Raw genomic sequence first — 20,077 nt, forward strand, 5'->3', positions numbered from 1 at the left:
GGTTTCTTGCGCTTGCGTTGGAACTCTAAGTGAAACACCACTTCTAGTTTCGAACGGAGGGATCCCAGCATGCATCGGGGCGTCAATTCAGCGACAACTCCTGCACCACGAGGATCCCACCGTGCCCCTGGTGGTGTGGTCACGGTCCTGGTCCCGGCACACAACGAATCCGCAGGCATTACCGAAACCCTTATCTCGCTGAACAACCAGACCCGCCGCCCTGATCGCGTGATCGTGGTGGCCGATAACTGCACTGACGACACTGAAGATCTCGCTTTGGCCCAAGGCGTCGAAGTCTTCCACACGGTCGGCAACAAGGATAAGAAGGCCGGTGCCCTGAACTTCGCCCTGGGGCAGTTTCTTCCCGGAGCCGATCCCGAAGACCTGGTTCTGGTGCAGGACGCCGATTCGCAGCTCGCCCCGGACTTCATCGAGAATGCCACCAACAACCTCCTCAAGGACGAACTGCTGGGCGCCGTGGGCGGAGTGTTCAGCGGTGGACCCGGAGGCGGATTCGTAGGACACCTTCAGCGAAACGAGTATGCCCGCTACGCCAGGGATGTGAAGCGCCTCCACGGCAGATGCCTGGTAGTCACCGGGACTGCGGCGCTATTCCGCATTAAGACCCTTGGGGACGTCGTCGCAGCACGGTTGAACGGTACGCTTCCTCCCGGAAACGGCGAGGGTGGCGTCTACGATACCTCGGTGCTGACCGAAGACAACGAACTGTCCTTCGCACTCCTCACCCTCGGATACCGCATAGCTTCACCATCAAACTGCACGCTGGTCACCGAAGTCATGCCGACGTGGCGGGAACTATGGTCGCAGCGGCTCCGCTGGAAGCGCGGAGCCGTGGAGAACTGCGTGCAGTACGGGTGGACCAAAGTGACCAGGGCCTACTGGGGGCGCCAGTTCCTCTCCATGCTCGGCGTCCTGGTGACCCTGGCATATCTCGGGTCCATCGTTTTTGCCCTGACCACTGGAATGGGACTGAATCTCCACCCATTCTGGCTCGCCGTCACCTGCATCTTCGTCCTGGAACGCATAGTAACTCTGCGTTTCCGGGGCTGGAGGTACATGTTGCTTGCCGCAACCATGTACGAAACCGTCATCGACGTTTTCCTCCAGGCAGTCCATGCCAAGGCCTACCTGGACGCCGCACTCAACAGAAAGAAAGTTTGGTAAACGACTCATGTACAACAACCCAGCAGGATCCGCAGGCGCAGCAATTGCAGGAGGAGCCGGTTCCGGCACTCTTGCCATGACCGGCGCCGGGGACCTCTTCTGGTTCGCACTGGCCGCTTTCGCCATGCTGGCCCTTGGCCTGGCCATCAAGAGGATCGTCCCGGTCCGCGCGCAGAGAAACTAGCGCGTAAAGAGAAACCAGCAAGACCAGCAAACCCGCAGTTGTGTCGGATCACGCCCCCAGCGCGACACAACCGCGGGTTTGTTGTTTAACCCCGGCCGTTCCTTAACTTACGAGTGCCGTGTTGGCGGAATACTTGGATACCGTGGTGTACCCGGCCTTCGTTCCTGTAACCCTCACTCGCATGGTGGCTCCTTGGTCGGCCCCCACAAGAACGTAGGTCTTGGCTGTTGCCCCTGTGATCGCCACACCGGAGCGGTACCACTGGTACGTCAGTGTGGTTCCCGAGGTCCACGTTCCCGGGTTGGCCGTCAGCGTGGAGCCAACGGTGAGCGTCCCCGTGACGGTGGGAGTGGGTGCCAGCAGCGTACCGGCCACCACGGCAGCCGTGGGCGCCGATTCCTTGGTGGTAGTTGCGTAGCCCGCCTTCGTGCCCGTAACCCGGACGGTCAAGGTGGCACCTTGATCCGCGGCTGTAAGGACACGGGTGGGCGCTGTTGCACCAGCGATGGCCGTGCCGTTCTTGGACCACTGATAGGTCAACGCAGTTCCGGTGGTCCACGCCCCTGGATTGGCAGTCAGCGTTGACCCAACTGCCGCCGTTCCGGAGATCGTAGGTGTTGGGGCCGTCAACGGGATCCCTGGAACAAACGAGAAATCACGAATGGTCACGGATTCAGGCGCCACATGGGCAGCATCACCGCCACCACCTCCGGTAACCCACAGGTTGAAGTGGATCTGTTCGTTGGCCGGAAGTGGAACGGTGGAGCCTTGCAGGACCGTTCGCTTCAGCAACGTTCCCCCGTAGCCTTCCCCGGCAAACGTCTCGAAGGTGAGCTTGCCTGGTTCCCAGACCATCCTGTGGGTGAGGATCGGGGCATTGGTGACATCGAACGTGACCGTGTTGTTGCCCTGCCCAGGTGGCAGTGTGGCATCAAACCAATAGCCGTGGCCTTGGGTGACAGGCCAGTTCTGGCCATAGGCAGCTCCGCCTCCCCAAGCGGACGCCTCGCAGAGGTCGATCTCGGTGTAGCCAGGTTCGGCCGCGGGATCATAGGTGAAGAGGCAACCCCAGACCACCTCCTTCTGGAGCGCGCTCACGTCCTTTTCCACAGTGGTGCTGTACGTTCCGTAGCCGAACCCCTCACGCGTGGACTGGAACTCTGCACCCTTGGGAGCCGAGCCGGTTGGGTTGGTGATGGACAGTTTGACGTACCCGTTGGCGTCCGGGTTGCTCACGTTGTTGGCGTCCCAACTCGCGTTGTACATCGGGGCCCCACCCCAGAAACGCTTCTGCCAGTTCAACCCCTTCCAGGCGAAGCTGCCCACAGGGCCAGGATCCTCAGCCATGGGGGTTGTATCGGCCGCGTGTGATGGGCCTGTTCCAGCAAGCATTGATAAGCCCACCGCCAGCGCGACGGCCAAACCTGCTGCTTTTATTCGCCCATGCGGAATGAGCCCTACTGACCATGCCATAGCCGTGTCCTCCATTGATGCGCCCAGACTCGTCGTCGGCAAAAACCGGCGACCGCAAAGACGTTCCACCCCCACGAGGAACGTGCAGTTCCTCGATTATCAAGTAGTCGTGGGTCCTTAGGAAGGGAATTGAAGAACCAAAATGGGCGATATGCCATCAATTGGATAACCGCAGCGTGGCCGGGAGTAATCTTGGCTTTGTCCGTTCATTTCGCGTTCAAATCACGACGTCGGGAGGCCACATCACGATTCGCAGCGCTGGAATCCTGCTTTACCGACAAGGTTCCACTGGAGAGTTGGAGCTTTGGATTGCCCACATGGGTGGACCTTTTTGGGCGCATAAGGACGAACACGCGTGGTCAATTCCCAAGGGTGAATTCCTTGAGGACGAAGACCCGCTGATTGCTGCCCGTCGCGAATTCACCGAGGAAATTGGGACTCCACCGCCACCAGGCGACTACGAGCTATTGGGGGTTTTCAAACAGCCCTCCGGCAAACTCATCACTGCCTTCGCAGCAGAAGCGGATTCCTTCCAGCCCGATGAGATCGTCAGCAACACCTTTCCCATGGAGTGGCCCAAGGGTTCCGGCTCTATCAAGGAATTTCCGGAGATAGACGACGCCCGGTGGTTTGAACAAGCCACAGCCCGGAGCAAGCTCGTCAAGGGGCAACTGCCCATTGTGGACGCTTTGGTCCGGCACCTTGGCGGGAAAGCCCTTTAGAGCCGGCCAGCCAGCAGGAACTAGGCGCCCTTTTTGGTAACAAATTGCCGAATCCAGTCAATGGTCTCCGGGTGGTCAAGGTGCAGGCCATGACCCGCCCCGGGAACCCTTACCAATACCGAACGGCAGATGTGCTCGCGCAGGAGCGCAGCGTTGCGTAACGGGGTGAGCGCGTCCTCGGTGCCATGAATTATCAGAGTCGGGGCTTTGATATCGCCTAGCCGGCTCCATGCATCGTGCTCACGACTGGCCTTGAAATGACGTGCCTTGGCCCAGGCTGAAGCGTGGGAGGAGAAGAAGGTGTGAACGGCCTCCGGATTGTTGCGCGCCCAGTCCTCATCAAAAAAGAGCGGTACCAAGCGGTCCTTCTCCCCGCTGACCAGTGCCTGCATGGCAGCCTTGTCGGGGTCCGTACCCTCACCTGGCCACCTTCCTCCGCTGGTGGCGGCCAAGACCAGCGTTCGGACTTTCTCCGGGTAGTCGATGGCAAACCACTGCGCTACCCGTCCACCCATGGAGTGACCGTACACGTGTGCTAAATCAACGCCCGCAGCTTTGAGGACCTCGGCTGCATCTGCGGCCATCAGCCTCGTGGTGTAACGGCCGGCCTCACCCTTGCTGCTGCGGCCTATGCCCCGGTGATCGAAGCGGATGACGCGGTGAGAGCGGGACAGGAGCTCCGCCGTCGGGCCCCAACCGTCCATGGCGGTCGCTTGGCCGGCAATCAACAGCATTGGTTCGCCGTCGCCTTCGGAGGTCCAGGCGAGTTGAGCGCCATCAGGGGCCACGGCAAAGTTCACCGTGCCACTGTATCTTCAGGGGCGGCGCCGGCGCTGTGGCGTACGGCATAGGGCGCTGCCGTTCCGAGCCTGAAGGCATTAGCGTTGAATGATGACCGCTGAGTACAGGTACGACGTCGAGGTGCTGCACCTTTTGGTGTCGCCAGCGCACGCCTATTTTGGCCGCGCCCGAGAAGGCGCCGCGGATGTTCCGACGACGGACGCTGAGCGGGCCGAGCTTGTTGCCGGCAAGGGCATCGTGGGTGACAGGTTCTTCGGCAAAGCCGCGCACATGGATGCGGCGGTGACCCTGTTCGCGATGGAGGCGCTCGAGGCGATTGCCTCCGAGCTGGGCGCCGGGCCACTCGACCCATTGATGACCCGGCGAAACGTGGTGCTTCGCGGGGCCGAGCTGGCTCCCTTGCTGGGCCATGAATTCACTCTGGAATCCGGCGGGGATTCCGTGCGGCTGAAGGCAGGGAGGCCAGCACACCCTTGCGCTTGGATGGACCAGATGCTGGCACCGGGGGCACACAGGGCGATGCGCGGCAGGGGTGGGGTTCGCTGCCAGGTGATCTCCGGAGGATTACTCCACAGAGGTCCGGCTGTGTTGGTGAGTCCTGTGCCGTTGAACCCTTCCCGGGCAGGAGAGGCAACGGTGCTCCGGCCCTCCCGGCTTCCCTAATTTCCACGGCTTCCCAAAACCGAAGGCTCACACCTCTTCAGCCGCTGGCGCCGCAAACTGCGCCTCATAGAGCCGTGAGTACGCCCCGCCCGTAGCAAGCAACTCAGAATGGGTCCCCTGTTCCACGATCTGCCCGGATTCCATCACCAGGATGAGATCGGCGTCGCGGATGGTGGAGAGCCGGTGCGCGATGACAAAGCTGGTCCGGTCCGAGCGCAGCGCGTTCATGGCTTTCTGCACCAGAACCTCGGTACGGGTATCCACCGAGCTGGTGGCTTCATCGAGGATCAGGACCGATGGACGGGACAAGAAGGCGCGGGCGATCGTGAGGAGCTGCTTCTCGCCGGCGGAGACGTTGCCGCCTTCGTCGTCGAGCACTGTGTCGTAGCCCTCGGGAAGGGAACGGACGAACCGGTCCACGTAGGTGGCCTGGGCAGCTTCAAGGATCTCGGGTTCGGACGCTGTGGGCCGGCCATAGGCGATGTTGTCGCGGATAGTCCCGCCGAAGAGCCACGTATCCTGCAGGACCATGCCCATCCGCGAGCGCAGTTCCTGCCGGGACATGGAGGCGATGTCCACGCTGTCGAGGGTTATGCGTCCTGCGTCCAGTTCGTAGAAACGCATCATGAGGTTCACCAGGGTGGTCTTGCCGGCACCGGTTGGTCCAACGATGGCAATGCTTTGGCCGGGCTCTGCCACCAGGCTGAGGTCCGTGATGAGTGGCTTGTCGGGCAGGTACCGGAAGGACACATTCTCAAACACGAGCCGTCCACGCGCTGTGCCCCTGGACTCAGCGGAATCAGGTTCCGGGGATTCCTCTTCCTCATCCAGCAGGTCGAACACGCGTTCCGCCGAGGCAACGCCGGATTGGAGCATGTTGGCCATGGATCCGAGTTGCGCCAACGGCATGGTGAACTGCCGTGAGTATTGGATGAAGGCCTGCACGTCACCCAACTGCATTGCGCCCGAGGCCACCTGCAGACCGCCCACCACGGCAATACCCACGTACACCAGGTTTCCGATGAACGTCATGGCCGGCATGATCAGGCCACTCACGAATTGCGCTCCGAAGCTTGCCTGGTACAGCTCGCGGTTCTTGGCCCGGAATTTCTCCTGGACTTCGTTTTGCCGGCCGAAGACCTTCACGAGTGCGTGACCGGTGTACGTTTCCTCAATCTGCCCGTTGAGTTCGCCGGTGTTTTTCCATTGTGCGACGAACAGTTTCTGCGAGCGCTTGGCGATCACTACCGTGGTTCCCAGGGTGAGCGGGATGGTCACCAACGCGATGACGGCCAGCAACGGTGAGAGCAGGAACATCATCACCAGCACGCCCAGCACGGTCAGCAGGGAGGACACCACCTGGCTGATGGATTGCTGGAGGCTTTGGGAGATGTTGTCGACGTCGTTGGTCACCCGGCTGAGCAGCTCGCCGCGCTGGATGGAGTCGAAATAGCGCAGCGGAAGCCTATGGATCTTCGCTTCGATCCGCTCACGAAGGCGATACACGGTCCGCTGCACGACGCCGTTGAGCACGTACGCCTGCATCCAACCGAACGCTGAGGCCAGGACATACAGCGCCAGCACCCAGAGCAACACGGAGGACAGTGCACCGAAGTCGATTCCGATGCCGGGTGTCAGGTCCATGGCGCTCAGCATGTCGGCCTTGTTGTTCTCGCCGGAGGCGCGCAGGCCAGCGATCACTTGGGCTTTGGAAACCCCTGCGGGCAGTTGTTTGGACACGACGCCGGCGAAGATGAGGTTGGTTCCCTCGCCGAGCAGCCTGGGCCCGATCACCGACAAAGTCACACTGACCACCGCGAAAACCAGGACCAGCGTCAGCCAGAACCGCTCAGGCCGCAAGGTGCCCAGCAGCCGCCGGGCCGAGGCACCGAAGTTGGAGGCTTTCTCCGCCGGAATGCTCATGCCAGCGAACGGACCGCCACGTCCAGGCCCCATCGGTGGCCGCTGTGGCCCGCGTTGACCAGCTGTCATGGCGCTCATGCCGCCTCCTCCGCCGCCAGCTGGGAGGACACGATTTCCCTGTACGTTTCGGAACTCTCCAACAACTCATCATGCGTTCCCTGCCCAACGATCCTGCCGTCGTCGAGCACCAATATCTGGTCCGCGTCCGCGATGCTGGAGACGCGCTGGGCGATGATCACCAGCGTGGCGCCGTTGGTGTGGTGTTTAAGGGCCTGCCGCAGGCGGGCGTCGGTAGCGGTGTCCAGCGAGGAGAACGAATCGTCGAAAATGTAGAGCTCCGGCTGTTTCACCAGTGCCCGGGCAATGGCCAGGCGTTGCCGCTGCCCGCCGGAAACGTTGGTGCCGCCCTGCGAGATGGGCGCATCCAATCCACCTTCCATCTCTTCAACAAAGTCCCGCGCCTGGGCCACTGAAAGGGCCTGCCATAGTTCGTCGTCGCTGGCGTCAGGTTTGCCGTATTGAAGGTTGCTGCGGACGGTGCCTGAGAACAGATACGGCCGCTGCGGTACCAGGCCGATGTGCCCCCACAAAAGGTCCGGATGCAGATCCCGGATGTCCACGCCGTCCATCCGTACCGCTCCAGCGGTGGCGTCAAACAGCCGCGGCATGAGGTTCACCAAGGTGGTCTTCCCGGCGCCCGTGCTGCCGATGATTGCTGTGGTCTGGCCGGCCAGGGCGGTGAAGGTGACGCCGCTGAGCACGGGCTGCTCGGCACCCGGGTAGGCGAATCCGACGTCGCGCATTTCCAGTTCTCCACGGCGGATACCGCCGGTAACAGGATTCGACGGCGGCTGGACACTTGAGGCGGTCTCCAGCACCTCCCCGATCCTGTCGGCAGAAACGGACGCGCGCGGGATCATCACGGCCATGAACGTGGCCATCATGACGGACATGAGGATCTGCATGAGGTAGCTGAGGAAAGCAATCAGCGTGCCTACCTGCATGGAACCGTCCTCAATCCGGAACGAGCCGAACCAGATCACCGCAACACTGGAAATGTTCATCACCAACATGACCACAGGAAACATGAGCGCCATCAAACGGCCGGCCCGCAGCGCGACGTCAGTGACGTCGTCGTTCGCCCTGCCGAACCGGGAGGTCTCCATGTCTTCACGCACGAACGCCCGGACCACGCGGATGCCAGTCAGTTGCTCGCGCAGGACGCGGTTGACGGCGTCGATGCGAACCTGCATTTTGCGGAACAGCGGCACCATCCGTGTCACGATCAACCCGACGGCCACCAGCAATACCGGAACACATACCGCGATCAGCCAGGACAGTTGGGCGTCCTGCCGCACCGCCATGATCACGCCGCCGATGCTCAGCATGGGCGCCGCAACCATGAGCGTGCAGGACATGAGGACCAGTTGCTGAACCTGCTGGACATCGTTGGTGGACCGTGTGATCAAGGATGGCGCCCCGAATTTGGTGACCTCCTGCTCTGAGAACTCCCCCACCCTGGCAAAGATGGCGTCCCGTAGGTCACGGCCCATTCCCATGGCTGCCTTCGCGCCGAAGTACACGGCCACCACGGCACACGCGATCTGCAACAGCGTGATCAGCAGCATGAGGCCACCCATGCGCAGGATGTAATCGGTATCGCCGGCAGCGACGCCGTTATCGATGATGTCGGCGTTGAGCGTAGGCAGGTAAAGGGACGCGATGGATTGCGCCAATTGAAAAACGACGACGGCTACCAGCAACCGCTGGTGCGGCTTCAGGAACCGGACGAGAACCTTCCAAAGCATGGGGACTCCGAACCAACGTAGTGAACCGAAGGCTAGTTTACGTCTGGTTGCTGTGGGCAACTAGAGGGAAAATCAGCCCACTGCTTTCCTGTTCAAACCTTGCAGGGCAGCCTGCGTTCCGGTACCGCTTTTTGGTAGGTAAGTGAAAAGACGGAGGGCAGGGAACTGCGGGACACCCAGCACCATGGGAGCGAAGCTGAGGCGGCCTGCCGCTGGGTGGTCGTACACAACGTCCACGTGGTACGAATCGCCAACCACTTGCCGCTGCCATAATTCCCGGAAGGCTTCCGAGACCTGGCATAGGCCGCGTGCCACGGCATCGAAACGGTGATCGTCCGGAAAGTTGGCTGACTGTGCACGGAACTGCGCCACCATGGAGCGGGCCATCATCTCCTTGTGCACGTGGGGCCGGGCGAGCTCCGGATCCGTGAAAAAGCGTTGGAGGCAGCTTTCACCCACACGGGTATCGAAGGTTTCTGCAGCCGCGGAATTCATGGCCACGACGCTCCAAAAAGGGTCAGCGACGTAGCTGGGGTTCGCCATGGCATCCACCAGTTGCTGCAGCAGAGCGAGCTGGGCGTCGTCTACGTCGAAGCTGTGACCGGTGGCCTGTCCCAAAGCCGGACCGCCGGCCGCGCTGTCCTTGCTGCCGGACAGGCCAGAGCGGCGCCCGGACGCAAGCCGCCGGACATAGGTTCGGTCCTCAGGACTAAGCCGCAGTGCGTTCGAAATGGCATCAAGGATTTCCTCCGAGGCGCCAATGGCCCGCCCCTGCTCCAGCCACGTGTACCAGGAGACACCAACATTCGCCAGGACGGCCACCTCTTCGCGCCTGAGTCCGGGAGTCCGGCGTCGTGGGCTGACCGGTAACCCGACATCCTGAGGACGGGTCTGCTCGCGGCGGGTGCGGAAGAACTCGCCAAGGCGGGCGTGGTTGGAGCGGGCTTGATGGGCAAGGGACTGGTCGGTAGGCAATGGGGTCTCCAGTAAAAAGACGAGCGTCCGGCCACCCGCTGGGCAGCTACGGCACAGCGGATGGCCGGACGAACCGGTGAGCAGGATCCAAACGGATGTTTCCTGGTTACTGCAGGACCCTCTCCCGCTCGGAGCGCACGTCCAGCTGCGCGTATTCCTCGGCTGCCAGGCGTGTGGCCTCCTGGGGACTCATGCGCGGCTCAAGGTTGAACAGGGAAGCAATCCGGACCAGACGCTCCTCCACGGAACCTGACACAACATGGAAGGGGATGCCCAACTCGTCCATGGTGTGCTGCAGGATCTCATCGGACATGTTCCGGAACTGATCGTTGACCGGGCGGTGTCCATCAGCAGAGAGCGGAAGCTCGTTCTTCAAGTGCACGAACACATCGAAGGAGTTCTTGACGTGCCTCTTGAAGCTGTTGCCCAGGCTGGTCATCACCTCTTCGAAGAATGCGAGTTCAGGAGTCTTCTCCACGCTCTCCCCCGCCGCCAGGTGGGCTGAGGCACTGGGGTTCAGCCCGAGGGAAACCCTGACGGACCCGTAGATCCATTCCTGCAGCGATGAACCGTCGGAGATGAAACCGGCCGAGAGCTTGTCCTCGTACACGGCACGCTCCACATGACGGGTCACGATCATCTGGATGAGCTCCGCCGCAGTGCATTCCTCGAGGGTCTTGCCAGGGGCGGCCTCGGGCAGGATTTCCCGCATGGTCCTGGCCTTGGTGCGGGGCAGCCCCGTGTAGTGGGACAAAGCCATGGACGTAAACGTCTTGCCCGAGGAATAGGTACCCGAAATGCCGATGCGCACAAGGAGCTCCTAGTCGTTGACGAGCTGGAGGGTACCCGCGGCGCTGAGCTTGCCGGCGAACTCGATTGCAGCGTCGCTCAGGTCCGCTTCTGCAACCTTGCGGGTGCCATCGACGTCGCCGTTCAGGACGGTGGGAGCGAAACGGACGTGGGTTGCGTCCTCGATGCCCACAAAGTTCAGCCAGTCAGCGAAGAACGTGCTGCTGAAGTCGGAGCCGAAAGCGGCCGGAACACCCGGGGCGTAGACCCCGCTGGTGTGGATCGCAAGGGCCTGCTTGCCTTCCATGAGGCCGCGGTAGCCCTGCTCCGGGTCGAAGCCGAAGCTCCAGCCAGGCTGGGTGATGATGTCGATCCACTGCTTCAGCACGTAGGGGACTCCCGAGTTCCACATGGGGATATTGAAGACATACGCGTCGGCTGCAGCGAACTGATCGAACACAGCGCGGGCGGATTCCCATGCGGCAACCTGCTCCGGCGTCTGGTCCTGTCCGGTGAAGACAGCCATCTTGGCGGCAGCCGCGATCCGACCGAAAACAGGCAACGCACCGTCGTCGAACAAGTTCAGGGTCTCCAGCTCAAAGCTCTCTGGACCGGCAGCCTGGACGGAGTCGATGAAGTGCCGGGCCAACCGCAGGGAGTCGCTGTTGGCGTAGCGCGGAGAGGCGTTGATGTGGAGGATGGTAGGCATTGGCTTCCTTTCGAGGCTTTGCTGCGGGGACGTTTTGTGCCCCGTATTCGATCCTCACGGACATCGCATCAGCGCGTAAGAACGCACTTTTTTGTGCCTAGGGCACCTCAAAGTGCCCTCCCTTGGAAGGCTTCCATGTGCCGGAGCGGTCCCTAGGATTCTTCCTGTGGAAGAATCCGGAAACCCCTTGCATGCCGCCTACACCGACATCGACGGCACCGTCACCGCCTACAACACCATCTTCGAATTCCTCCGCTTTGACGCCGGCAACTCCCGCAAAGCCGAAGCGGAGGTCTTCCTTGAGGGCCTGCGGGCTGCAGCCAGGAACGGCGTACCAAGGTCCGTGACGAACGCCCGGTACTTCAGCTGGTGGCGGGGCCGCAGCGTGAGCGAAGTCCAGGAACTCGGCGAGCGCTGGGCAGATTTCCAAGCCGCGTCACCGGACAGCTGGTCCTTCCTGGAACCCGTGACCTCCCTCCTGGACAAACACACCGCGGCGGGGCGGCGCATTGTGGCCGTTACGGCTTCGTTCGAGCCCGCTTTGGTACGTGTTCGACGGCGGTGGCCCCACCTCGAGCTGCTGTGCACGTTCCCTGCTGCTGCGAATGGCATCTATACCGGCGAAATCAAGGAAGCTCTGGTGGCCGACGCCAAGGCCCGGGCCGTGGCAGCGCACGCCGCCGAATTCTCGGTGGACCTGTCAGGCAGCTTCGCCTACGGGGACCACAGCTCGGATCTTCCTTTCATGGCATTGACCGGAGAATCGCTGCTGGTCACGCCAGCGGCAGTCAAGGGGTGAGTCGCCGTTTCCCCACCAGTAACAACCCCCAAGTAAACTGTGGCAAGCAGTCCACTTGATGAGGAAAGTATTGGGGAAATGACTCTCACGGCTGAACAGAAACGCATGAACGCCCAGAAGCACTACAACGCTTCCCTGGATCTTTGCCCGGCACGCCAACTGCTCGAGGCCATCAGCAGCAAGTGGGTCACCTTGGTGATGCTCGCACTGGAGGACGGGCAGCAGCGTCACAGCGACCTCCGCAAACGGATCCCCGGCGCAAGCCAGAAAATGTTGACGTCCACGCTCCGCTCGCTTGAACGGGACGGGCTGGTCCTAAGGCATGTGACCGTCTCCGTCCCCGTGCGAACTGACTACGAGCTCACTCCGCGCGGACATTCCCTCCTGCGGATCATCTTCGAGATGAAGGAGTGGGCCGAGGAACACATGGACGACGTCGCCGCGTCCCGCATGGAACACGACCGTCACCGACTCGCTTTCAACTAGCGCCAGGACGCCGGCATGCACCTGTTTTGCCTGCACCACGCCGGCGGAACCACAGCCAGTTTTGCCGGCTGGCGTTTCGACGGCGTGCACGTCACCAAGCTCGCATACCGCGGCAGGAATTTCCGTTCCGTTGGCGGTGCCGCGGCCGCCATGGCCGAACGAATCGCAAGCTCGCAGTCCGGGCAGGTGGCGCTCTATGGCCACAGCATGGGCGCCGTGTTCGCCTTCGAGGCCGCCCTTCGGCTTCAGGAAACCGGGCGGGTGGTGCACGTGTTCCTCGCAGCCGCGCGGCCGCCGTCGGGAGTGTACGACGGCGGTGCTGCCGCGGCAGCCGCTTCCAGCGCCCGGTCCGGGACGTCGCCCTCCGTGGCAGCCCTGTCCGAGCACGTGCTCAGCACGACCGCCCTGTCCGAGCGGGCCCGGGAAGTACTGCTTGAGGATCTGGCATTGTTGGAGAGCTATCCCGGCAGGCTGCCCGCCCGCCAGTTGGAGGTACCCGCCACAGTCCTCTACAGCTCTGACGATCCTGTGGTTACGGCTTCAGAGTCACTGCGCTGGGCGGACTGGTGCGCGCAGAAGCCACGATTGATCGAGGTGGTGGGCGGTGGCCATCTGTTCCATGTAGGCAACCCGAAGGTCAGGGCGATCGTGGCAGCCACCCTGTCCGCCGAGGCGACTCACGACACCCATGCCCCGTTATGACACGCAAACTGTTCGGCGCCACGGAAAAAGACTGGCGACGCCCGGATATGGGCGTCGCCAGGCTTTTCCGTGGCCCTGAAACGAGAAAGCCCTATGCTCCCGTGCTCACGAGTTCACGGTCAAGAGCGGTCTTGCCGGCAGCGAAGATAGCGGCCATCTCAGCAACCCGCCGCCCCAAGTGCCCTGCAGTAGCGATGTCTGCAGGGTGCACGCCTTCCACACCGACGTCCGAGAATGTCTGGGCGGCGGCACCGTTGAAGTAGCCAAAGCGGTTGAGATCATTTTCGCTGCCTTTGGTGCTCTTCCATCCCGGAAGCAGGCCCAGGTTGATCCAGTTCATGCCGTGCTGGGCTGCGAAAGTGGAGAAGTAGTCCAGGGTGGAATTCTTGTCACCGGCCTTGCAGGCGGCATTGGTAAAGCCGGCACCCAGCTTGTTGTGCCATTTCTGCACGGCCCAGCGGCCTGCGGTCTTCTCTGCGAACGCATGGAAGGCCGCAGGCGCGGTGCCCATGTAGGTGGGGGCGCCGAAAATGATGGCGTCCGCTTGGTCGATGAAATCCCAGGATTCCTGGGTCAGCTCATCCACGCGCAGGAGAGCCGTTGTGGCTCCGGTGGCGGCGGCAGCGGAAACCACTGCGTCTGCCAGGACCTTGGTGTGGCCCGAACCTGAATAATAAACAACTGCAATCGCGGGAGTGGCCATGGGTGTCCTTACTGTTTGTACTGTGTGGTCTTCTTGTGATGATGTGACTAGATGGCGGGCTGCAGGGCCAGCTTTTCCGTGAGCATGCTGGCTGCTGCGCGGGCACTGCCTGCCTCGGTGAGCTCGAATTCATCCACGCGAACCCCGAATTTGTTGCTAAGGATCACGGCGGCCTCAACAAGTGACAGCGAATCGATGTCAAGATCAGCGAACGAGTCGTCCGGCCCCATGTGGCCGAGCTCGTCCATGGTGGACCCGATCGCCCCTACGACGTCCATAGCTGTAATTTCCATTTGCTTCCCCCTTTTACAGGTGGCCCGGGTTAGCCGGCGCCACAGTGGTCCTGCACGGCACCCCGGCCTGCAGGAATCGGTGTCCGGCCCTAGTGCGGGTCGACAACCGAGATCGATGGCCATGTCATGGCAATGGCTCCCCAGGTGGTTCCTCCGCCAAAGGCAGTCAGGACCACCTTGTCTCCGGGGCTCCTGTGGCCTTTGGTTCCGGCGTCGGTCATGGCCAACGGGATGGATGCGGCTGAGGTATTGCCCACCCTGTCCAGGTGGACTTCGGCCCTGGATCCCGGAATGCCGGTCACGGAAGCAACGGTGTTCAGGATTCGAAGGTTCGCTTGGTGTGCAATCAAGGAATCCACGTCATCGGCAGCCCAGCCAGCGCTGGCGAGTACTGTTTCCACAGAACCGGACATCGCTGCGACTGCCTGAGTGAAAACCTCCTTGCCCTGCATCTCAAAAAATGAACCAGGACCTTCCGGCACGTGGATGAGCGTTTCGCCCTCGCCATCGGAGTGCAACGTTGACGCCTTGATGGCTCCGGGTTCGTCTGCTGTTCCAGCCGACAGGTAAGCCGCGCCCGCTCCGTCCCCGAAAATCACCGAAGTGGTCCGGTCCGTCGGATCGAGCAGGCGGGTGAAGGTGTCCGCACCGATGACCAGTGCCGAGTCCACGGATCCCGAGCGGATGGCCCACGTGGCGGTAGTCAATGCATAGACAAATCCGGAGCAAACCGCGGACACATCGAATGCAGCGATGCCCCTCAGCCCCAGGTTTGCTGCCACTTTGGGTGCCGTGGCCGGGCAGACCTTGTCCGGCGTCGAGGTCGCCACAATCAAGAGCCCAGCCGAATCGACGCCGGCACTGGCCAAGGCGCGCCGCCCGGCCGTGGTGGCCAGGACGCTGGTGCTTTCCGTTTCGTCAGAGTGGCGGCGTTCGGCGATGCCTGTCCTGCGCCTGATCCATTCGTCCGAGGTGTCCATGACAGCAGACAGATGCTCGTTGGTGACCACCTTCCTGGGCAAGGCGCCGCCCAATCCCCGCACGACTGCGGATGCCGCACTCATTTCTTATCTCCCACGGAAGCACTTGCGGCCACAAGGTGGGACGGCAGTTGGTGGGCAACGCTGCAAACTACTTCGCCGCCGTCGAACGTTCCTACGACGTCAGCGCAGCGCCACCATCCGCCGTCCTTTTGGATCACCCGGCTCTTCTGCAGCGCCACGGCAAGGCCGGTCCCCTGCCCGCCCCCATTCTTCGGGCAGGAGCCGCTGAGTGTGATGCGGGTTTTGCGCATCCACAAGGTGTTGCTGTCCGCGCGGTTCATGGAATCGAGCCGGTACAGGAGAACCTGTCCCAGCTGCAGCGAGGCAACAAAGTACTCGACGGCGGATAGCGCCTGTGGGTAGGCGGCCTCCAACCCGCGGCGGTCATCCAAGCGTCGGGACAGTGAGGGCTGCTGGCGGAATGAGAGCTGCGCGCGGGCCATTCCTTCGCCGGCGTCTCCTTCACTCGGATCCAGGACGACGTCCAGCAGCGAAACCTGCCGTTCTGCCCACAGCCCACCATAGAGTCGCGTGCTGGCGTCACCCACCAAAGCTTCCTCGGACGGCGATTGGACTGACGCGAGCCCGAGTTCGGCGTGCTCATGGGCTACTTCCAGTACTGCGGTCATGGACGCAACAGAGCAGCGAAGGACCGAAGCGTGTCCCAGGTCGTGCAGCGTCGCCCGGCATTCGAGATCGCCCAGCGTACCTTCCACCGGCTCACTGCCACCCGAGATGGTCACCGACGCCAGGTAGGCGGCAGCCAACAGTTCAGGAGAATACCGGCTGGCCAGCAAAGCCTCTGCCATCCTGGCAGCCAAAACAAGGACATCCGTGGTGCCAAGGTGTGGGGTTTGCTCGGAGTTCCCCTTGATGGACCACGTACCTTCTACGCCAAGGGCGGCGCGGGCCGTGAGCGTGGATTCGGAGACTGTATGGTTCACGCGGAGTTCCCGCAGCCGTGGGTTGGTGGTCTTGTAGCCGTGGCTGAAGAACCGACGGCGACCGTCGCCCAGGAGTTCGTCGATGGAGGTGTAACTCCGGGTGCTGGAGCGTAGGGCAAGTGGCATGGGTATTCCTAGGATCGTCATCGGCGGTGATCCTAGAATCCATCGCGCAGCCGCCGGCAACCAGTGTCCGTGGATGGTGGTGGTGGGAACACCACCCTCTGCGCTGACGGGCGTGTCTGCGGGTGCATGGACAGTAGGCTGGACGTGTTCCACCCATGACCGCTATGAAGGGACTTGAGTTTTGGCTTACATCACCGTCGGAAACGAAAACAGCACCGAGATTGAGCTTTACTACGAGGACCATGGGACGGGCCAGCCAGTGGTCCTTATCCACGGGTATCCGCTGGACGGTTCATCGTGGGAGAAGCAAACTGCTGCCCTGCTCGATGCCGGCTACCGCGTCATTACCTATGACCGACGAGGCTTCGGAAAGTCCAGCAAGCCCACGGTGGGCTATGACTACGACACCTTCGCCGCAGATCTCAAGACCCTCCTGGAAACCCTGGACCTGAACGATGCCGTGCTGGTTGGCTTCTCCATGGGCACCGGCGAAGTTGCACGCTACATCAGCACTTACGGTTCCGCCCGCGTGGCGAAGGCCGTCTTCCTTGGTTCCTTGGAGCCGTTCATGCTGAAGACCGATGACAACCCGGACGGCGTTCCGCAGGATGTCTTCGACGGGCTGTATGAGGCCGCCAAGGCCGACCGCTACGCCTTCTTTACCGACTTCTTCAAGAACTTCTACAACAGCGACACCTTCCTGGGGACAGAACGCCTCAGCCAGGAATCCGTGGACGCCAGCTGGAACCTTGCAAGCCAGGCGGGCGCCTTCGCGTCCGCGGCCGCCCAGCCCACATGGCTGACGGACTTCCGCGCGGACATCCCGAAGATCGATGTGCCGGCTTTGATCGTTCACGGCACCGCGGACAACATCCTCCCCATCGACGTCACAGGGCGGCGCTTCAAGAACGCGCTGCCCAGCGCCGAGTACCAGGAGATCGAGGGCGCACCGCACGGTCTGTTGTGGACGCACGGTGCCGAGGTCAACGAAGCGTTGCTGACCTTCCTTAAGAAGTAGCATCCCCTACTTCTTGAGGCGGAGCTTCCGGGCTTTCTTGCCGCTACGCAGATACTCCTGCTGCGCGGCGTCGGCCTTTGCGCGTTCGGCGGCATGAAGCAGACCGTACGTGAAGGCGCTGTTACCGGCGCCGGACGCAGACCCCAGCTTCAAAAGCTCGGCACGGGCCATGGCGCTGTCCTGATGTTCACCCAAAATGGTCTGGACATCATGGGCAGCGTCCGCGAGCTTTGCGGCGCTCTTCCCGTGGACACTTTCGGCGGTGGCCGCGGCGAAGCGCAGCTTCTTGGCAGTCTTTCGGACATCGTGAAATGCCGTGTCACGTGAAGGTCCGACGGCGGCACCCACCGCGGCGTCGTGGCGTTTGGTGAGGCGTTTAGCCGCTTTGTTAACGAGCTTCGCTGTGGTCTTGCGTGCGGGGCCGGTTCCTAGCGGCGCAATTGCGGGAGAGTCCAGGAAGGCTTCGAGCCCATCCAGAAGCCGGAAATAGCGGGGACTGTTGAGCCGGGTCCTGATTGCTGCCATCGCCGTGTCCGCCCGAACCTTCATCCGCTCACCCAGCTCAGCGTGAAGCGGACCCAAAACCAGCTTCATTGGCAGTTCGTCCACATCCTTTCGGAGCCGCTCATGAAGGACCTCTACATCCCGGTAGCGTCCAAGAGTCGTGGCCAACGATTTCAGTTCGAGCTCAAGTTCCTGGACCGGGGAACCCTTGAAAAGCTTGCGGTAACTGTGGAGCACCGAGCGGATCCGCCGGGTCAGTGAGCGCATCTTATGCACAGAATCGTCACGGTTCATTCGCACATGCGCGTCCTGCAGGAGCAACTTGGCCACCTGGGCGTCGAGGTAGTTCAGTACGGGTACAACGGCCGGGCCCTTGCCCCTGGGGACCTCGCGGCCGGCCCCCTTTGCACGCGGCCAGGAATCTCCCAGGGCCGTTGCCAGTTTGGAAGTGCGTTCGCTTGGACTTGCCCCTGCCTGTGTGAGCTGGGCTGCGACGGCATCCAGGATGTCATCGCCGTTTTCCGCGTGCCCGCTGCCGTTGAGTTCCACTTCCCATTCGCGCCACCGTTGTTCAGTGGAATTCCCCAGCGAAACAAGGGCCCGCACGTGGTCGTCCACGAACTCCGCCACCCGTCCGCCGTCGTCCTGATAGAGGGGGTAGCTGGTGCGTTCGGTGTTGAGTGTGGCGACTGCAATGACGGCGTGTCCGCGCGTGCAGGCAAGGATCCGATCCATCAGTTCCACCGGCACGGTATCGGCCTGGCCCAGGGGTGCGTGGATTTCGGTGCGACGTCCTGGGCTGTGGGGAAGCTTGAGGTGCCAGCCGGCGTCGGGACCACCTGTCCGCCGTCGCAAAGTTATTCCGCGGGCCGCAAGCGCGAGATCGCCGGTGTCGAAATAGACCGCTTCCAGGCTATGGGTGACTGGCTCTCCCACGCGGGCAACGCCGTCGATCTTTTCAAGCGTGGGAAGCGGCGTGGAAGGATCGACGTCGAACTTCCGTTCTGCCTCTACGTTGCTGGACGTTGCCATCACTTCTCCTTACTGGAGCTTATTCTTCGTGGCACCCGTGGAGGCCGGCCCGTTCGCTGGCCGACCTCCACCGGTAAGAGGCTTACACGAAAACCTTTAAGCCAATGCTCCTCCGCCTTCGTCCACATCGCCACCGGTTACTGTGCCACGCCAGGCTCCGGTCTCATGGCCTTGGGCCTCGATGAACTTCTTGAACTTGTCCAGGTCCGCGCCCACGCGCAAACTGTCCACTCCCACTGCCGAGCCGGCCTTTTCTGCGAGGGTGTCCGGCTCCCAGTCGATCTCTACATTGACGCGGGTGCGCCCGGCGTCCAACGGTTCAAACGTCACCGTTCCCGCATTGCGCGGTCCGTCCACGCTCGCCCAGCTGACCAGGGAATCAGGCACCTGTTCGATGATCTGGGCGTTGTATTCGCGCTTCACGCCACCCACGTTCGTTGCGAAGTGGAGGGCAGTATCATCGATCTGCTGCACGGACTCCACCCCGTTCATAAACTCGGGAAAAGTCTCGAACTGCGTCCACTGGTTGTAGGCAACGGACACGGGGACATCTACTTCAATTGATTTATTGACGGTAGCCATAAGGTGTCGCTCCTTCAATGTTCTCGTCTTGTAGTGCGTTTAGTCTTGTAGTGCTTTTATATGTACTGCGCTTTAATGTGCCGGCTCTTTTGAGCCAGGTAATGCCGGCGGCGCGCCAGCCGGCTGGCTGCATAACCGGTGGCGCGCCTGTCTTATGGGCGCGCCGGAGTTACGGCCTAACCTGCGTCGAAATTCTCTTCGTCGTCGTCCTTGGGTGACTCGTCCCGGGGCAGATCATTGCCGCTGCCATCGGCCAGGGAGTCGGCGGGCTGGTCCAGATTCTGCTCGGCATGGGACTGTTCGTCGATACCGCCAAAGCGGCCTGCCCCGGGTTCGCCTGCGCTGTCCGAGTCCTCGGGATCCAGATGGCTGAGATTTGGTGCGCCGGTTGCATATGTTTCGCCATCAGGGCTGTCCTCGCTCAGGCCGGCTTCGCTGAGATCCTCTTCCACGCGGGGCTGCGCCTGCGATCCGCCCGCTTCCTGCTCTGCGGTGGGGGTGCCGTAGCCTCCCGCTTCCTCTTCAGGCGTGGCGTTCTGCTTGTCCATGTGACCTGTCCTTTCCATGCGGTGGAACGTGTTAATGGAACACTTCGAACCTATAAGGACGATTG

22 protein-coding genes are annotated in these 20,077 nt (G+C 62.0%); 8 read left to right on the forward strand and 14 right to left on the reverse strand.

The window, feature by feature from the left end; all coding sequences use genetic code 11:
* Positions 1–69: 69 nt before the first annotated feature.
* Positions 70–1,185, forward strand: coding sequence for a glycosyltransferase family 2 protein (locus tag ABIE18_RS17780; protein WP_499723947.1), 1,116 nt, complete (start codon positions 70–72; stop codon positions 1,183–1,185).
* Between the two features lie 7 nt (positions 1,186–1,192).
* Entirely contained in the window at positions 1,193–1,369 is a 177-nt protein-coding gene (locus ABIE18_RS17785; RefSeq protein ID WP_431116652.1) for a hypothetical protein, read from the forward strand.
* A 102-nt stretch (positions 1,370–1,471) separates the two neighbouring features.
* On the opposite strand, the gene ABIE18_RS17790 is transcribed toward ABIE18_RS17785, so the two are convergent.
* On the reverse strand, positions 1,472–2,716 hold the full coding sequence (locus ABIE18_RS17790) for a hypothetical protein (RefSeq protein ID WP_499723948.1): 1,245 nt from the start codon (positions 2,714–2,716) through the stop codon (positions 1,472–1,474).
* A gap of 368 nt (positions 2,717–3,084) precedes the next feature.
* Between ABIE18_RS17790 and ABIE18_RS17795 the strand changes: the two genes are divergently transcribed.
* The gene (locus ABIE18_RS17795) at positions 3,085–3,564 is read left to right on the forward strand and encodes an NUDIX hydrolase (RefSeq protein ID WP_499724077.1); all 480 of its coding nucleotides are present in this window, start codon (positions 3,085–3,087) and stop codon (positions 3,562–3,564) included.
* A gap of 20 nt (positions 3,565–3,584) precedes the next feature.
* Here ABIE18_RS17795 and ABIE18_RS17800 read toward each other — a convergent pair whose 3' ends face one another.
* Positions 3,585–4,364: an alpha/beta fold hydrolase gene (locus ABIE18_RS17800; protein ID WP_499723949.1), complete on the reverse strand. Its 780-nt coding sequence runs from the start codon at positions 4,362–4,364 to the stop codon at positions 3,585–3,587.
* Positions 4,365–4,455: 91 nt separating this feature from the next.
* On the opposite strand from ABIE18_RS17800, the gene ABIE18_RS17805 reads away from it, so the two are divergent.
* Entirely contained in the window at positions 4,456–5,028 is a 573-nt protein-coding gene (locus tag ABIE18_RS17805; RefSeq protein WP_499723950.1) for an MOSC domain-containing protein, read from the forward strand.
* Positions 5,029–5,055: 27 nt separating this feature from the next.
* On the opposite strand, the gene ABIE18_RS17810 is transcribed toward ABIE18_RS17805, so the two are convergent.
* From ABIE18_RS17810 to ABIE18_RS17830, 5 genes are all read right to left on the reverse strand, one after another.
* Positions 5,056–7,029 (reverse strand): ABC transporter ATP-binding protein, encoded by a 1,974-nt coding sequence (locus ABIE18_RS17810; RefSeq protein ID WP_499723951.1) that lies wholly within the window; start codon positions 7,027–7,029, stop codon positions 5,056–5,058.
* A complete protein-coding gene (locus tag ABIE18_RS17815) occupies positions 7,026–8,759 on the reverse strand; it encodes an ABC transporter ATP-binding protein (RefSeq protein WP_499723952.1) in 1,734 nt (577 codons plus the stop codon). The genes ABIE18_RS17810 and ABIE18_RS17815 overlap by 4 nt, the downstream gene beginning before the upstream one ends.
* Positions 8,760–8,831: 72 nt before the next feature.
* Positions 8,832–9,734 (reverse strand): helix-turn-helix transcriptional regulator, encoded by a 903-nt coding sequence (locus ABIE18_RS17820; protein WP_499723953.1) that lies wholly within the window; start codon positions 9,732–9,734, stop codon positions 8,832–8,834.
* 106 nt (positions 9,735–9,840) lie between these two features.
* Positions 9,841–10,545: an AAA family ATPase gene (locus tag ABIE18_RS17825; protein ID WP_499723954.1), complete on the reverse strand. Its 705-nt coding sequence runs from the start codon at positions 10,543–10,545 to the stop codon at positions 9,841–9,843.
* A 9-nt stretch (positions 10,546–10,554) separates the two neighbouring features.
* Positions 10,555–11,232, reverse strand: a complete 678-nt coding sequence (locus tag ABIE18_RS17830; protein ID WP_477513829.1) for an FMN-dependent NADH-azoreductase — start codon at positions 11,230–11,232, stop codon at positions 10,555–10,557.
* A 166-nt stretch (positions 11,233–11,398) separates the two neighbouring features.
* On the opposite strand from ABIE18_RS17830, the gene ABIE18_RS17835 reads away from it, so the two are divergent.
* From ABIE18_RS17835 to ABIE18_RS17845, 3 genes are all read left to right on the forward strand, one after another.
* Entirely contained in the window at positions 11,399–12,031 is a 633-nt protein-coding gene (locus ABIE18_RS17835) for an HAD-IB family hydrolase (RefSeq protein WP_499723955.1), read from the forward strand.
* A gap of 78 nt (positions 12,032–12,109) precedes the next feature.
* Complete coding sequence (locus ABIE18_RS17840) at positions 12,110–12,517, forward strand: winged helix-turn-helix transcriptional regulator (RefSeq protein WP_431116661.1); 408 nt, start codon at positions 12,110–12,112, stop codon at positions 12,515–12,517.
* A gap of 15 nt (positions 12,518–12,532) precedes the next feature.
* A complete protein-coding gene (locus ABIE18_RS17845) occupies positions 12,533–13,219 on the forward strand; it encodes a thioesterase II family protein (protein ID WP_499723956.1) in 687 nt (228 codons plus the stop codon).
* 91 nt (positions 13,220–13,310) lie between these two features.
* On the opposite strand, the gene ABIE18_RS17850 is transcribed toward ABIE18_RS17845, so the two are convergent.
* The 4 genes from ABIE18_RS17850 to ABIE18_RS17865 form a co-directional block, all read right to left on the reverse strand.
* Positions 13,311–13,922: a flavodoxin family protein gene (locus ABIE18_RS17850; protein ID WP_499723957.1), complete on the reverse strand. Its 612-nt coding sequence runs from the start codon at positions 13,920–13,922 to the stop codon at positions 13,311–13,313.
* 47 nt (positions 13,923–13,969) lie between these two features.
* A complete protein-coding gene (locus ABIE18_RS17855) occupies positions 13,970–14,215 on the reverse strand; it encodes an acyl carrier protein (RefSeq protein ID WP_499723958.1) in 246 nt (81 codons plus the stop codon).
* Positions 14,216–14,304: 89 nt separating this feature from the next.
* Positions 14,305–15,279, reverse strand: a complete 975-nt coding sequence (locus ABIE18_RS17860) for a beta-ketoacyl-ACP synthase III (RefSeq protein WP_499723959.1) — start codon at positions 15,277–15,279, stop codon at positions 14,305–14,307.
* Entirely contained in the window at positions 15,276–16,328 is a 1,053-nt protein-coding gene (locus ABIE18_RS17865) for an AvrD family protein (RefSeq protein WP_499723960.1), read from the reverse strand. Before ABIE18_RS17865 ends, ABIE18_RS17860 begins: the two co-directional genes overlap by 4 nt.
* A 181-nt stretch (positions 16,329–16,509) precedes the next feature.
* Here ABIE18_RS17865 and ABIE18_RS17870 point away from each other — a divergent pair, with 181 nt between their 5' ends.
* Positions 16,510–17,346: an alpha/beta fold hydrolase gene (locus ABIE18_RS17870; protein ID WP_499723961.1), complete on the forward strand. Its 837-nt coding sequence runs from the start codon at positions 16,510–16,512 to the stop codon at positions 17,344–17,346.
* Positions 17,347–17,352: 6 nt separating this feature from the next.
* Here the strand turns inward: ABIE18_RS17870 and ABIE18_RS17875 are convergent, their stop codons facing one another.
* The 3 genes from ABIE18_RS17875 to ABIE18_RS17885 all read right to left on the reverse strand — a co-directional run bounded on the left by ABIE18_RS17875 (position 17,353) and on the right by ABIE18_RS17885 (position 20,012).
* Positions 17,353–18,882, reverse strand: a complete 1,530-nt coding sequence (locus ABIE18_RS17875; RefSeq protein ID WP_499723962.1) for a CYTH and CHAD domain-containing protein — start codon at positions 18,880–18,882, stop codon at positions 17,353–17,355.
* A 96-nt stretch (positions 18,883–18,978) separates the two neighbouring features.
* On the reverse strand, positions 18,979–19,464 hold the full coding sequence (locus ABIE18_RS17880) for an SRPBCC family protein (protein ID WP_499723963.1): 486 nt from the start codon (positions 19,462–19,464) through the stop codon (positions 18,979–18,981).
* A 176-nt stretch (positions 19,465–19,640) separates the two neighbouring features.
* The gene (locus ABIE18_RS17885) at positions 19,641–20,012 is read right to left on the reverse strand and encodes a hypothetical protein (RefSeq protein WP_499723964.1); all 372 of its coding nucleotides are present in this window, start codon (positions 20,010–20,012) and stop codon (positions 19,641–19,643) included.
* Positions 20,013–20,077: the final 65 nt, after the last annotated feature.

It is taken from the genome of Arthrobacter sp. 2762 (assembly GCF_040548745.1).
Taxonomy (GTDB): domain Bacteria; phylum Actinomycetota; class Actinomycetes; order Actinomycetales; family Micrococcaceae; genus Arthrobacter.

What these genes read in the sequence shown, in the direction of transcription:
- ABIE18_RS17805 (WP_499723950.1), top strand. Translation starts at nt 4,456, where the DNA reads ATGACCGCTGAGTACAGGTACGACGTCGAGGTGCTGCACCTTTTGGTG.
- ABIE18_RS17860 (WP_499723959.1), bottom strand. Translation starts at nt 15,279, where the DNA reads ATGAGTGCGGCATCCGCAGTCGTGCGGGGATTGGGCGGCGCCTTGCCC.
- ABIE18_RS17780 (WP_499723947.1), top strand. Translation starts at nt 70, where the DNA reads ATGCATCGGGGCGTCAATTCAGCGACAACTCCTGCACCACGAGGATCC.
- ABIE18_RS17850 (WP_499723957.1), bottom strand. Translation starts at nt 13,922, where the DNA reads ATGGCCACTCCCGCGATTGCAGTTGTTTATTATTCAGGTTCGGGCCAC.
- ABIE18_RS17830 (WP_477513829.1), bottom strand. Translation starts at nt 11,232, where the DNA reads ATGCCTACCATCCTCCACATCAACGCCTCTCCGCGCTACGCCAACAGC.
- ABIE18_RS17880 (WP_499723963.1), bottom strand. Translation starts at nt 19,464, where the DNA reads ATGGCTACCGTCAATAAATCAATTGAAGTAGATGTCCCCGTGTCCGTT.
- ABIE18_RS17840 (WP_431116661.1), top strand. Translation starts at nt 12,110, where the DNA reads ATGACTCTCACGGCTGAACAGAAACGCATGAACGCCCAGAAGCACTAC.
- ABIE18_RS17845 (WP_499723956.1), top strand. Translation starts at nt 12,533, where the DNA reads ATGCACCTGTTTTGCCTGCACCACGCCGGCGGAACCACAGCCAGTTTT.
- ABIE18_RS17815 (WP_499723952.1), bottom strand. Translation starts at nt 8,759, where the DNA reads ATGCTTTGGAAGGTTCTCGTCCGGTTCCTGAAGCCGCACCAGCGGTTG.
- ABIE18_RS17785 (WP_431116652.1), top strand. Translation starts at nt 1,193, where the DNA reads ATGTACAACAACCCAGCAGGATCCGCAGGCGCAGCAATTGCAGGAGGA.
- ABIE18_RS17865 (WP_499723960.1), bottom strand. Translation starts at nt 16,328, where the DNA reads ATGCCACTTGCCCTACGCTCCAGCACCCGGAGTTACACCTCCATCGAC.
- ABIE18_RS17885 (WP_499723964.1), bottom strand. Translation starts at nt 20,012, where the DNA reads ATGGACAAGCAGAACGCCACGCCTGAAGAGGAAGCGGGAGGCTACGGC.
- ABIE18_RS17875 (WP_499723962.1), bottom strand. Translation starts at nt 18,882, where the DNA reads ATGGCAACGTCCAGCAACGTAGAGGCAGAACGGAAGTTCGACGTCGAT.
- ABIE18_RS17855 (WP_499723958.1), bottom strand. Translation starts at nt 14,215, where the DNA reads ATGGAAATTACAGCTATGGACGTCGTAGGGGCGATCGGGTCCACCATG.
- ABIE18_RS17790 (WP_499723948.1), bottom strand. Translation starts at nt 2,716, where the DNA reads ATGGCTGAGGATCCTGGCCCTGTGGGCAGCTTCGCCTGGAAGGGGTTG.
- ABIE18_RS17810 (WP_499723951.1), bottom strand. Translation starts at nt 7,029, where the DNA reads ATGAGCGCCATGACAGCTGGTCAACGCGGGCCACAGCGGCCACCGATG.